The sequence below is a fragment of the Candidatus Avedoeria danica genome (assembly GCA_016703025.1).
Lineage (GTDB): Bacteria > Chloroflexota > Anaerolineae > Epilineales > Epilineaceae > Avedoeria > Avedoeria danica.
This window is the reverse complement of the sequence record JADJCV010000004.1, coordinates 345,658-359,336: the sequence shown is the minus strand read 5'-3', so window position 1 is coordinate 359,336 and position 13,679 is coordinate 345,658. Positions and strand designations below refer to the sequence as shown.

Annotated in this window: 7 protein-coding genes; 6 read left to right on the top strand and 1 reads right to left on the bottom strand. The window is 73.0% G+C overall.

All coding sequences use genetic code 11. The features are described 5' to 3' along the window. Positions 1 to 52: 52 nt before the first annotated feature. Both IPG72_04820 and IPG72_04815 read left to right on the top strand, forming a co-directional pair. A complete protein-coding gene (locus IPG72_04820) occupies positions 53 to 3,655 on the top strand; it encodes a VWA domain-containing protein (protein MBK6768343.1) in 3,603 nt (1,200 codons plus the stop codon). Between the two features lie 151 nt (positions 3,656 to 3,806). Then, a complete protein-coding gene (locus IPG72_04815; GenBank protein MBK6768342.1) occupies positions 3,807 to 4,772 on the top strand; it encodes a hypothetical protein in 966 nt (321 codons plus the stop codon). A gap of 72 nt (positions 4,773 to 4,844) precedes the next feature. Here IPG72_04815 and IPG72_04810 read toward each other — a convergent pair whose 3' ends face one another. Continuing rightward, positions 4,845 to 5,861 (bottom strand): FAD-binding oxidoreductase, encoded by a 1,017-nt coding sequence (locus IPG72_04810; protein MBK6768341.1) that lies wholly within the window; start codon positions 5,859 to 5,861, stop codon positions 4,845 to 4,847. Positions 5,862 to 6,100: 239 nt separating this feature from the next. On the opposite strand from IPG72_04810, the gene IPG72_04805 reads away from it, so the two are divergent. The 4 genes from IPG72_04805 to IPG72_04790 all read left to right on the top strand — a co-directional run bounded on the left by IPG72_04805 (position 6,101) and on the right by IPG72_04790 (position 13,608). Continuing rightward, positions 6,101 to 6,604, top strand: coding sequence for a SufE family protein (locus IPG72_04805; GenBank protein MBK6768340.1), 504 nt, complete (start codon positions 6,101 to 6,103; stop codon positions 6,602 to 6,604). Continuing rightward, positions 6,601 to 7,554: a hypothetical protein gene (locus IPG72_04800; protein ID MBK6768339.1), complete on the top strand. Its 954-nt coding sequence runs from the start codon at positions 6,601 to 6,603 to the stop codon at positions 7,552 to 7,554. The genes IPG72_04805 and IPG72_04800 overlap by 4 nt, the downstream gene beginning before the upstream one ends. Before the next feature lie 32 nt (positions 7,555 to 7,586). Further along, on the top strand, positions 7,587 to 11,222 hold the full coding sequence (locus tag IPG72_04795; protein MBK6768338.1) for a VWA domain-containing protein: 3,636 nt from the start codon (positions 7,587 to 7,589) through the stop codon (positions 11,220 to 11,222). A 1,384-nt stretch (positions 11,223 to 12,606) separates the two neighbouring features. Then, positions 12,607 to 13,608, top strand: a complete 1,002-nt coding sequence (locus IPG72_04790) for a VWA domain-containing protein (protein MBK6768337.1) — start codon at positions 12,607 to 12,609, stop codon at positions 13,606 to 13,608. The last annotated feature ends 71 nt before the right edge of the window (positions 13,609 to 13,679 follow it).

Sequence of the window (13,679 nt, the reverse complement as noted above, 5' to 3'; positions counted from 1 at the left end):
ATGCGCGCGTCGACCCGCACTTCGACCCGCGCTTCACGGACCTGAGCCGCCCATGATGCCTCCAGCCGCAGCCCGACGCCTTCCCGCCGCCGCGCGCCTCGCCATCTGCGCCGCGGCCATCACGCTCGTCGCGACGCTCGCCACGATCCGCCCGGCGCCCCCCGCCGCCGGCCAATCCGTCGGCCGTTGGGGCCTCGCCGCCAGCATCCACCTGCCGCCCCTGCCCGCGGCGCCGATCGACATCGCGCTCGACCGAACCGGCGAGCTGCTGGTGGCCGACGGGGACAACCGGGCGGTGCAGGTGTACCGCGGCGGCGAGATCGAGCCTTCGGCGTGGTGGCAGGCGCCCGAAGAGCTGAACACCCTCACGCCGCGGCCGGACCTGCCGTCCGTGCGGCTGCCTTACGCCGTCGCCGCCGACCCGCGCGCGAGCAGCGGCCGGCGGTACGTGCTCTGGGCAGAGATCTTCCAGAGCTCCGACAGCCTCGGAGACGGCGTCACGGTCTACTATCTCGAGAGCCGCCTGCCCGACGGCCGGCGCGAGTCCGTCGTGCGCGTCGACACGTTCGAGCAGGCGCGCGGCGACCTCGGCGTGGCGGTCGATCTGGCGGTCCACCCGCGGACGGGCGACGTCATCGCCGTTATCGGCGGCACCGCGCTGCGCGTCGATCGCGCTTCGGGCGCGACCCAGCGCCTGGCCAAGATCGGGCGCGACGGCGAGCTCGTCAGGTTCGCCGTCGCGCCCGGTGGCGACATGGTGGCGGCATCGCCCTGGATCGGCCTCGTCGTACGGTTCGACTTGCGGGGCGACGTCGTGCGGTCCTTCGATCTCGGCGCCAGCGGCTATGTCCCGCTCGCCGTCGCCGTCGACGCGGCCGACGCCGTGTACGCCCTCGTCCGGCCCGAGTCCGCGGCGACGACCGACCCGGCGCTGCTCGTGACGTTCGACGCCGCCGGCCGCCCGGTCGTCGTATGGACGGCCCGCGCGCTCGGCACGCCGCCGCCGGAGGGCGACTGGCCGTTCGCCCTGGCGATGGCCGACGACGGCCCGGCAGGCGGGTGGGCGGTGACGACGACGGGGCTTTCCGCCGGCAGCCGGCTGCGCGTGCAGGGCCGACTGGCCGGGGGCGGAGCGCGCGCCGCGATCGTCGGGACGACGGCCAAGCCGGCATGGGCGCCGCGGCTGGGGGGCGAGGCGTGGGGCGGCGGCATCGCGCTCGCCGCGCCGTCCGGCAGCCCGCGGGACGGGCCGCATGTGGCCGCCCTCGATCTGCGCGGCGAGCGCGTCGTCGCGTTCGACGCCGCCGGCGTGCAGATCGGCAGCCGGATCGTCCCGAGCAACACGCTCGATATCGCCCTCGGCCCGGACGGCGAGCTCTACCTGACGACGGCCGACGGGGCGGTCGAGCGGCGCGGCTCGCTGCTCGGCCAGGCCGGCTGGAGCGACCCGCCGCCTGCCTGGCGCGTGCCCGTGCCGCTCGCGCTCGGCGGGCGGATCACCGCCGGCACGCACGTGGCCGTGACGCAGCCACGCGGCCACGAGGCCGTCTTGCTGGACGCCGTCACGGGCGGCGAGACCGGCCGGATCCGCTGGCCGAGCGGCCAGGGCCTTTGGCCCACGGACATCGCCGCCGTCGCGCCTGACCCGACGTTCCCGACCGGCATCGTCCTGACCGCCGACCTCGTCGACGCGCACATCCAGGGCTGGAACCCGATCGCGCCCGGCCCGCTCCGCGGCGCGTGGCCGATGGGCCTGCTGGCCGGCCCGCGTCGCCTGGCGGCCGCCACCGTACCCGACGACGCGGCGGCCCAAGCGGGCACCGGGTCGTCTACCTGGGTCGCCGGGCTGCTCGCGGACGGCGCCGTCGAGGTCCACGCGCTGACGGATCGCGACGAGTCGCTCGTCGCCCGCTTCACGCCCCGGCTGCTGGACGGCACGGCGATCAGCGCCGACGATATCGCCCTCGACCGCTTCGGTGCCGTCTGGCTCTCCGATCGTCGGCGCGCATCCCTCCACCTGTTCATGCCGTTCGGCCCCGCGACGCCGACAGCCCGCACGCCCGGCCCATCGCCGACGTCGCCGACGCCGACGGCCACCCCGACGTTCTCGCCCGGCGCGTGCACCGTCACGGGCGACAAGGTGGCCGGCCCGCCGCGGATCGTCCTCGGCCAGACGGCGAACGTCACGCTCACGCTGGCCGCCCGCTGCCCCGCCACGACGCGCCAGTCCGGCGCCGACGTCCTCTTGGCGATCGACCGCTCCGGCTCGATGGCCGGCGCCAAGCTGGCCGCGGCGCAAGCGGCGGCGCGGACGTTCACCGAGCTGCTCGACGTCCGCCACCACCGCGTCGGCCTCGTCGCGTTCGAGACGACGGCAGCCGTCGTCGCGCCGCTCTCGGCCGACCTCGTGGCGACGATCGACGCCCTCGACGGCCTCGCGCCGACGGGCTCGACGAACCTGGCGGCGGCGATCGACACCGCGGTGGCCCACTTCGCGGCCGCCGGGCGGCCGGACGCGCTGCCGGTCGTCGTGCTCTTGACGGACGGCCGGCAGAACGGGCCGGGCGATCCCGTCCTGGCCGCCGACGCCGCCCGCCGCTCCGGCGTCCAGCTCTACACGATCGGCCTCGGCGCGGACGTGAACCGCCCGGCGCTCGTCGCGATCGCCGGGCGGCAGGAGCGGTTCTTCGACGCGCCGACGCCCGAGGACCTCTTCCCGGTGTACGGTGAGATCCTGCGCTCCGTGACGACGAGCCTGGCGGGCAACCTCGTCATCGACGACGCGATGGGCGGTGAGGTCGAGCTCGTGGCCGGCTCGGCACGGCCCGCGGCGTTCGAGGACGGGACGCGGGCGCTGCAGTGGGGCCGGACGCTGTTGCCGGAGAGCGGGATCACGCTGACCTACCAGATCCGACCGCTCCGGACCGGCCGCCTGCGGACGAACCTTCGCGCCGTGGCGGAGTACGCCGACGGCGACGGCGCGCGGCGGACGTTCACGTTTCCGGTCCCCGAGATCGAGGTCGTCGCCCCGACGCCCACGCCGACCGCCACCCCGACATCGCTGCCGCGCCCGGTCTACCTGCCGGCCGCCTACCGTCTCGCCTGCCTGCCCGGCGCGCGGCGCAACGACGTCGTCGTCGTGATCGACACGTCGGGCAGCATGGTCGGCGCCAAGCTGGAGGCGGCCAAGGCCGCGGCGCGGACGTTCGTCGGCCTGCTCGGCGAGAGCGGCGACCAGGCGGCCGTCATCGGCTTCAGCGAGCAGCCGACGCTGGCCGCCGGCCTGACGGGCGACGACGCCGTGCTGATCGCCGCCATCGACGGCCTCGCCTCGAGCCCCGGCACCCGGATCGACCGCGCGCTGCGGGCCGCTGCCGGCGAGCTCGCCGGCAGCCCGAACCGCCGGCCCGGCAGCCGCGGTGTCGTCGTCCTCCTGTCCGACGGCACGCAGAACGGCCCCGTCGAGCCGGTGCGCGAGGTGGCGGCGGCCCTGAAGGCCTCCGGCACGCTCGTCTTCGCGATCGGCCTCGGCGCGGACGTCGACGCCGCGCTGCTCGTGGACGTCGCCAGCCCGGACGGGTACCGCGCGGCGGCGGACGAACGGGTGCTCGAGGAGATCTACCGTGGGTTGGCGGCCGTCGTCGCCTGTCGCTGACGGCCGCACGGCGCGCGGCCGATGTTGCCCTCGGGCGAGCGGCGCGGCAGTATAGCGGTGGCGCGCGCTGCGACCCGGGCGGGTCGAAACGGTGTCTGACGTCCAGCGGCGCCCGGTTGGGCGCCGTCGAGTTCGAACATGGGGGATGGCGATGAGTCGCTTGTGGGAGATCTGCCGCCGGGCCGCCGTGATCGGGGCCGCGGGTGTCGCTTTGGGGGCGATGGGGACGCTCGGCTCGATCGAGCGGCCGACGTTCGCCCAGAACGGGTCGAGGGTGTTCAACTATCTGCCGCTCGTCCTGCGCGGCGCCAGCCGCAACGACATCCCGGCCGCCGCGACGGCGCACCCGGCCACTGCGGCACCGACCGCGACACGGACGGCAGCGGCCCCGACCGCGTCCCCCACCGAGCCGCCGCCGACCGCAACGCCGACGCTCGACGTGACCCTCACCCCGACGCCGGGCATCTTCTCGACGGACGAGCCGACACAGACCCCGCCGCCGACCGCCACGCTGACGCCCGTGCCGACCTCGGACGGCCGCGTCTGCCGCGAGCTGACGACGAACGGCGACTTCGAGAAGGGCCCGAACGAGTGGGACCTCCAGTCCGGCTTCCGGGCGCGAACGCTGTCGCAGATCATCCGCAAGGCGGAACCGAACACGATCCCGCGGCCCACGTGGGGCGAGTACTTCGCCGCCCTCGGCGGCGGCAGCCAGGGCGTCGTCGAGACGATCACCCATCCCGGGCGACCGTTGCGCCTCTGGACGACGATCCAATCGTCCCGCTTGATCTCGGCCTCGCTCAGCTTCGACTTCACGATGCTGACCGAGGAGGTGCCCAACCGCCGCGACGACGATACGCTGCAGCCGATCTTCCTCAGCCAGGACGGCGTGGAGGAGGCGGTGAAGGACGCCGTCGCGAGCGAGGAGAGCGTGCCGCTCGCCCCGGTGGCGACGTGGAAGCGCTTCGGCTATGACGTCACGCGCCACGTCGTCGTCCGCCCGGGCTGGGAGCGTTTCCAGCTGCAGATCAAGAGCCGAATGAGCGAGAACGTGCCCACTTGGCACTACATCGACGAGATCTCGCTGATCGTGTGCGAGAAGGGGCCGATGCCTTAGCGCTTTGAGCTGTCGGCGGCCTGCGGCCCTCACCCCCCGACCCCCTCCCCCAAGTTTGGGGGAGGGGGAGGATCACGGGTTGAGGGATTGGAGGCCCCGCTGGGCACCGTTCACGAGCGCCACAACGTCCTCCGCGCACCCCCACGACAACGTCACGCCTGCGCCGCCGTGCCCGTAACAGTGGACGATCACCCCCGCGCCGACGTCCTCGCGCTCCAGCCGCACCGCGTCGCGGCCCGGCCGGAGGCCGACGGCGTGGCCGAGGATGGCGGCGTCGGCCAGCGCGGGCATGAGCGCGACGCACCGGGCGCGGATCGCCGCCGCCTCGGCTGGATCGATCGCGAGGTCCTCGCGGCCGGCGTCCGTCGAGCCGCCGAGCACGGTGCAGTCGGCGCGCGGGATGACATACGTCACGGGCTGCGGCAGCCGCGTGGCCTGCACGAAGTGCGGCGCGTGGCCCGGCGCGACGCGGACGATCTGGCCGCGAATCGCGTAGAGCGTCCCGTCGCCGACGAGCTCGCGGGCGCCGAGGCCGGTGCAGTTGACGACCACCGCTCCGGCGGCGACCAGGGCTGAAAGCTCGCCCGCATCGAACGCGTGCGTGCGGAAGGCGACACCCAGCGCGGTGGCGCGCTCGTGAAGCCAGGCGAGGTAGCGCGGCATCTGGACGACGGGCGCGCGGAAGGCGATGCCGTGCCGAAACGGTGGGGGCACTTCGCCGGGCGGGAGCTGCCGGAAGCCGTCGACGTGGTCGTGCCACGGCTCGTACGGGACGATATCGTGCGCGTACTCGCGGCCCTCGACGACCGCGATGCCGGTCGCGGGGTCGGCGGCGAGCGCGCCGAGGACGGCGTACGAGCGGAGCGCCCAGCGGGCTACCGCGTCCGCCGGTCCGGCCCGGAATGGGTACCACACGGCCGCCGCGACGTCGGACGTCGTGTGCGGCGAGAAGGCGCGGGCGACGACCTCGACGCGGCGGCCGGACTCGGCCAAGCGGATGGCGGTGGTCAGGCCGATCACGCCCGCGCCGATGATGGTGACGGGGGGGGCGGGGGCGGGGGCGGGGGCGTCGGGGGGGGGGTGGCCGATGAGCGGGGGGACCGGGGGGTGGTGCACCGGGGCATGCTGCCATTGGGTGGGGGAACGGCAAGGTGGGCGTGGGGGAGACGGGTGGGTGGGCGTGGGGGCCGTTGGGGGAATGGGGGGTGGGTGGAGGGAGGGCAGGCACGGGGCCCCGCCCCTACTTGGCGGGTTCGGGTTGCGTGCTATCCTTCGGCCCCGTCACCGGTGTTCGCACGCCGGAACGGCCTGCACCGAAGGAGGACGGGTTGAGCGAGATCGCGCCGCGTGGAGACGCGCATGCCGACAAGCTGGGTGGCACGGTGCCGCCGCGGCTCGCCGAGGCGATCGACGCGCTCGACATGTCCGAGGACCGCTCGGCGCGCGTGCAGATGCTCATCGACATCGCCCGCCGGTTCCGCGACGTGCCGCCGAGCGTCGCGACGCGGCCGTTCGATCGGGCAAACCGGGTGAAGGACTGCGAGTCCGATGCGTACGTCTGGGCCGCGCCGCGGCCGGACGGGACGTTGGACTACCACTTCGCCGTCGAGAACCCGCAAGGCGTCTCCGCCCGCGCATTGGCCGTCCTGCTCGGCGACGCGCTGAACGGCCGCCCGATCGAGGAAGCGACAGCGCTTTCCGACGACATCGTCTACGAGATCTTCGGGCGCGAGCTGTCGATGGGCAAGGCGATGGGCTTGATGGGCATCGCGGCGCGGGTGCGGCACTTGGCCCGGCACGCGCCCGCGCCCGCCGGGAACGTCGCGTGGTGAGCGCCGCCAAACGGCTGCGCGGCGGCGAGATCGTCTACCACGAGACGCTCTCCGGTCGGCACCAGGCCGGTGTTCGCTGCGTCCGGTGCGGCCGCGTGATCAACGTCGAGTGGACGGCGGACGACCTGGCGGACGTCGAGTGCCGGGGCCACGGCCTTCGGCTCGGGCGCTGCGCCACGTGCTATGTGGACGAGGCGGACGACGTGGATGCCGACGCGACCGGCGCCGAGGACGGTGTGCCTGCCGTCTCGAACACGCCTGGCGAAGGCTATATCTATGTCACGCTCGAGCCCGGCGGCCGGCTCGTTGCCGGACCATCCGATTACGACCGCTGCGCCGACCTCGAGGTTCTCCTGACGGGCGTGGCCAGCTGCGGCTGCTGCCACGTGACGGTCGTCCACTGCGGCTGGTGCGCCGCACCCGTCGCGACGCGCCACCCCGCCCTCGAGGACGTCGACGAGGCCGTCGACTGCGGCTACTGCAACCACTGCGACCGGATCATCACCGTCGTGCCCAGCAAGCGCAGCGGTCGCGCGAACGGCGTGCGCAAGGACGGCAATCGCCCCGACGGCAGTCGCCCCGAGAACTTGCGACCGGACAGCCTGCGACCGGACAGCCTGCGACCGGACAGCTTGCGAGCGGACGGCATCCGCCCGAACGGTGCCCGCCGAACGCACATCTTCGTCGACCGCGTCGCCTCGCCCGACGAGGTGGCCGATGAGCGCTGGGCGATCTGGCGCCAGCACACGCTCGACGAGGTCGACGACGTCGCGACGTGGCTGTCCATGCTCGACGAGATCCCGCAGAGCGACCTCGAGCTGCTCGAGATCTCGGCCGATCAGATCGAGTTCCCCCGCCGCCAGGCCCGCCTGACGATGGAGGGTTGGCTGGCCACGTTCGGCGGCCGCGGCGGCGTCGCGCCGAGCGAGCCGCGGGACGCCTCGGAGTGAGCGCCGGCGCGAGGAGCGCGAAGCCGCGGTTCGTGACGAGGCTGTGCGTCGCGACGCTCTTCGCCGCGCTCCTCGCGCCCAACGAGCCGGCCAGCGGCCAGACCGTCGTCCCGAGCGGTCACCACCGGCTGATCGCCACCCGCACGGCTGAGCCGTGGCACCTCACGGCGGGACGCTACGGCAACGCCACGGACATCGCCGCCGCGCCGGACAGCACCCTCTACGTGCTGGACGCGGTGAACGCCGCCGTCCACGTCGTTGCCGGCGGCACGCCGCGGACCGTGTGGCGCGTGCCGGACGCGGCCGATCGCAGCCTGCTGGCGATCGACTTTGCCCCGGACGGCACGCTCGTCGTCCTGTCTTCGTGCCCCAACTGCCGCCCGCTGGCGCGCATCGACCGCCTGGCGGTGGACGGCGCGGTCCGCGCCCAGATGTCGCTCGACGAGCGCTACCGCGACATTGCGGCCCACCCCGACGGCCGGCTGTTCCTGACGCGCCCGACCGAGGCCTATCGGCTGAACGAGCTGGAGCCGGCGGTCGACATCTACACGCCGGACGGCGGCTACGTCAGCAGCCTGCGCGATCCGATGATGGTCCTGCCGCAGCGCGTCGACATCGCGCCGGACGGGACCGTCCACGTGCTCCACACGATCCCGCCGCCGCCCCGCAGCGGCGGCGGCGGCGGCGGCGGCCGGCCGCTGCCGCCCGGTCCGAGCGGCGTGTTCGGCGAGGGACGGCCATCGAACGTTGTCGACGCAGCGCCCGACACAACGCTGGGCACAGCCGTCGACACAGCGCCTGACGACGCACCCGACGGGGTTGCCCAGGCGCCGACCGAGCCCGTCAGCGGCGTCATCGTCTTCGCACCCGATCTGAGCCGGCAACGGGTCATCCCGTTCGACGGCGGCATCGACGTCGGGGCGGGCGAAGGGCTGGCCGTCATCACGGGCTACGGGCGGGTGCACATCGAGGGCGAGGACACGCCGCTGACGCGCGTCGTCGGACCCGGCTGGACGGGCGAGCCGCACGTGGCGGTGCTCGGCCCGGACGCCGTCGCCGCCGCGCTGGACCACTGCACGTGGCAGGGCGTCCTTTGGATCGACACGCTGCGCCAGCGGCCCGAGGCCCCGTGGCGCCTCGCCGGCGCGCTCGACGAGCCGGCCCTCGCCGGCCCGATCGCGCCGCGGCGCGTGGCGGCCGGCACGGACGTCGCCGTCCTGCAGGATCTGTTCGCCCCGCTCGCGGACCGCACGGAAGGCTTCACGGACGTCCCGTCGATGGCCGTGCCGCCGGCGGGCGCGCGGCCGATCCAGTCCATCCAGCGCTGGACGGCCGCCGGCGCGCTGACGGACCAGCTGGGCCACTGCGCCGGCGGGCGGCAGGCGGACTGGGCGCGCGACGTCGCGCTCGGGCGGGACGCTGCGCCGCCGGCCGCCGGTCCGCCCGTCTATCTCGTCGACGACGTATGCATCGTCCAGCGTCCGAACGACGCCTTCCCGGGCTGGCGCTACTGCCCGCGCGGCCTGTGGGGTGCGTCCGTCGGGACGTCGCTCCTGGCCGTCGGGGCGGACGCGAACCATGTCGCGGCGCTCGATGCGGCCGCGGCGGGCGTCGTCGTCGTCGACCCGGCCGGCGCGCACGTGGCGCACTGGCAGCTCGGCGGCGCATCGACCGCGGATCCGACGGCGGACCCGGCGGCCGCCGGCGCCGTCGCGAGCGCGGTCGACATCGACGTGCGGGGCGGCGTCGTCGCGCTGGCGCTGCGCGGCGCGCGGCTCGTCGAGCGGCGGACGGTGGCCGGCGCGTTGCTCGGCCGGTTCAAGTCCTACGACACGCCCGATGCGCTCGCGCTCGGGCCGGACGGCTCGGTCTACGTCCTCGGCCACGGTGGCTGGGTCACGCGCTTCTCAGCGGACGGCACCGTATCGGACACGTGGTCCCTGCCCGGCGAGGGCGCCGTGCCGACCGACTTGGCGGTGGACGATGGCGGCCGCGTGCACGTCACGTGGCAGCGGCTGGCCCCCAACGGGCGGGGCGACACGCACCAGGGCGGCGGCATCTGGGTGTACGCGCCCGACGCCGACGTGCCACCCGTGGTGCGACCGAACACGGCGTGCGCGCTCTCGCGCGACAAGACCGCCCAGCCGGCCCGCGTGCCCCTTGGCGGCGAGGTTACCATCACGCTGACGATGGCCGGCAACTGCCCGGCCGCGCGCGGCCCGCTCCAGCTGGCCATCGTATTCGACCGCTCGCGCTCGATGGGCTGGGGCTACACGATCGCCCGCGCCCAAGAGGCCGTCTGGGCAACGCTCGGCGCGCTCGACCCTGCCACGACCGAGGTGAGCCTCGTGGCGTTCAGCGAAGTGCCGGCCGTCCTGTCGCCGCTCACGCGCGACCTGCCGAGCGTGGCGCGCGCCGTCGGGACGCTGCAGGCAGCGGGCGACACCCGCCCGGGCGATGCGCTCGCCGCCACGCTCGACGTGCTGGCGGCTGCCCGCCGGCCCGGCGTCCCGCAGGCGATTCTCCTCGTCACGGACGGCGTGCCGTACGATCAGTCGTCCGCGGCGCTGGCACGGATGGCCGCGGAGGGCGTGACGCTGACGGCGTTCATCTTCGACAACGGCGAGGACGCGCCGGACGGGACGTTCGTCGACGAGCTCCGCAGCCGCAGCACGCAGTTCGCGTTCGAGCCGTCGCCGGACGAGGCGGCGGCGCTCATCGGCGCCGTCGCCGAGGGCGCGAGCCCGCCGATCGTGCCGCCGCTCCTGCTCAGCCAGGCGACGATCGTCGACCGGCTGCCGGACGACATGCGCTACGTGGCGGGGTCCGCGGTGCCGCCGGCCACGTACGACGGCGCGGCGCGGACGTTGACGTGGCGGATCGCCGACGTCATCGCCGGCGGCCGGCCCGTCCTCACGTTCCGCGTCGTGCCGCAACAGGTGGGCGTGCGTCCGACGAACGTCGATGCCGTCGCCGATGTGGTGGACGGCGTCGGCGCCGCCGGCCGGATCGTCTTCCCCGTTCCCGAGGTCACGGTCTTCGCGCCGCGGGCGATCTACCTGCCATTCGCCGTCCGCGAGGCCTGCACGCGCCGCGCCCGACCGCTGGACGTCGTGCTGGCGATCGACACGTCTCAAAGCATGACGGAGCCGGCCGGCGCCGGCGCGTCCGTCACCAAGCTGGCCGCCGCCGTCGCCGCCGCGCGCGCGTTCGTGGACCAGCTCTGGCTGACCGGCGACGCCGCGACGACGGACCGCGCCGCGATTGTGGCGTTCGACGATGCCGCCCGCGTGATCGTCCCGCTCACGGACGACGCGAACGCGCTGCGCGTGGCCCTCGCCGGCGCCGAAACCGACCCCGGCACGCGCCTGGACCGCGGCCTCGACGCCGCGCTCGTCGCGCTGGGCGCCGCCCGTCCGGACGCCCGCACGGCGGTCGTGCTCCTGACGGACGGCCGCCAGAACGGCGAGCTGGCCCCGGTCGTCGCTGCCGCAGAACGCGTCCGCGCTTCCGGCGCACAGCTCCACGTCGTCGGCCTCGGCGCGGACGTGGACGCGCCGTTCCTGCGGACGCTGGTGGCGGCGGCGGAAGCGTACCACGCGGCGGCGGGGGCGGCGGAGCTCATCGCGCTGTACGAGAGCTTGTCGGAGGGGCTGGTCTGCCGGTAGGTGCGGTGCGCCGACGCAGACCGTGTTTGTCCTCCAACCCGCACAGCGTGGAACGAAGGGCCGGGTGGCGTGTGTCTCGAAGCGCGCGGGCGTGCGGCGGCAGATGCACTGGCGTGTGACGCGAAGTCTACTGGCGTGTGACGCGGTGTGCACTGGCGTGTGACACGAAGTACACGGTGTGTGGCGGGGCGTGCGACGGCGTGGGAAGCGGGGTAAACGGGCAGGTCCCCGCGCAACCGACGACCGCCCGGAGGCTGAAGCCTCCGGGCGCTCGTCTCTCGCGCGATGGTCGCCCACTGGCCATCGTCACTTCTGCGCCCGACCCGCTCGCGGGGCCGAGTGGCTCTCCGTCACCTTGATTGCCACCATGGCGCTCCGGCTTCTATGACCTGAACGGGTGGGGGCTCAGACCGAAGTCCAACTTGAGGACCTGGTAGTCGTCACGGAAGATCTGGCAATGGACTCAGCCGGATGTGATGCAATCTCGGTATTCAACATAGTGGACGGTTCACGAATTCAGAGTAGCGACACCCTCGTGTCTCCGGGTAGACTGGCAGTTCGAGATGATGCGTCGGTGATGATTAGCACGTTGAGCAATAGCTGCGCAGTGAGCTTTCGCGAACCCAATCCACCGGATTGCACGCCAGCACTCATCGCCCTCACGGCCGTTGATGGCAGTCGAGGAGGCTTCTCAACGGGGCGGATTCGCGGCAACAAGTTTGGCACGATGGGAGGCATTGCATTCCTGCGCGATTCAACGCTCTTGGTCGCCGAGGCTGGCTATGATCTCAACGATGGTGCAAGCATTCTTGTCCCAAGGTCGCCCTACTTTGTTGCTCGCATCACGTTACCCGCGGCTATCGCGAATCGAGATGCTCTTGCACTACAACTCGGGCGCATGGCCATCGCATCTTTGCCGATTGAGTTCCTTCGAACTGCGGATTCACGATTTACGGCAATTGTTCAATCCAATGGCAGTGTTGGAGTCATTGACACGAGTACGATGAAGTGGGCGGAGCCTCCCATCCCGTATCCGACTGCGGTGTCAGGATATAGTCGTCCGTATGGAGGGAAGGCGGCAATCGGAGCAATGCATGCGACGATCATGGCCGACGGGCGACGTATCATCGTCAATCGGATGCTATCCCCGAGCATCGCCATGATTGACGTGGCAACGCGCAAATCAGTAGTTGTCCCGCTGTCATCTGATCTACGTTTTGTGGATGGCGTATCTATCAATGCCGGCCCGATCAATTCCGGACTACTAGCCGTACATGCTATGGATCTAGTGGTCGTCTATCGTCTAATGGCCGACTCGACGGCTAGCGAAGTTGGACGGATCGCGATTGATCCGCCGAGCAACGCTGCAAAGCAAGGATTGAGCGTGGTCGAATCCGCGGCCGCCGGACCCCTTTTCTCGGTCGCATGGTCCTCACGAGGAACACACATCATCGCCGCTACCGATCATGATGACGCCGAGTTTGTCGTCATCGACGTGCGAGACGACGGGCGGGACCTTGAGATTGAACGCTATCTGACTGCATGTACCGAGAACGGAAACCTCCCCAACGACATCTGGACCGCCAACGGCCTCCTCACCCCCCCGCCCTCCCCAACGCCCACCCCCACCGCGTCCCCCACCCCCACGCTCACCGCCCCGCCCACGCCGTCCCCCCTCGCCACCGCCACCCCAACGCCCTTCCCGACCGCCACTCCTTCCCCCACCGCCACCCCCACGCCCCTCCCCGCCCCCATCTACCTCCCCCTCGCCCTCTCCGAATCCTGCACCCCCTCCCAACGCCACGTCGACATCGCCCTCGCCATCGACGCCTCGTCGTCCATGACCGAGCCCACCGCCGCCGGCCGCACGAAGCTCGCCGCCGCCGTCGACGCCGCCCGCACGTTCCTCGGCACGCTCCGGCTGGCCGAGGGCGATCAGGCCGCGATCGTCACGTTCAACAGCGACGCCTGGCTCCTCCAGCCGCTGACCGATGACCGCGCCGCCCTCGACGCCGCGCTCGCCTCCATCACCACGGCATCCCTCACCCGCCTCGACCGCGCCGTCGCCGTCGCCGCCGAAGCGCTCGCCGACCCGGCGCGGCGCAGGGCCGAGAACGCCGCGGCGATGATCGTCCTCACGGACGGCCGCGCGAACCCGGTGCCGGCGGACGTGGCGGTGGCGGAGGCGGCGCGCGCCAAGGCGGCGGGCGTGACGGTGTTCACCGTGGGCGTCGGGTACGACCTGGACGTGGACGCGCTGCGGGCGATCGCTAGCCGGCCGGCGGATGCGTTCGTGGCGCCGGATGCGGAGGCGTTGGCGGGGATTTACAGCTCGATCGCGGTGCGGTTGCCTTGTCCGGCGGGGGCGTTTTGGGGGCGGCGGTAAGAGACACGCGGTGGAACTGCGGCGCGATCAATGTGCGACAGATTGCACGCGAGTGTTACAGGCATGCGAAC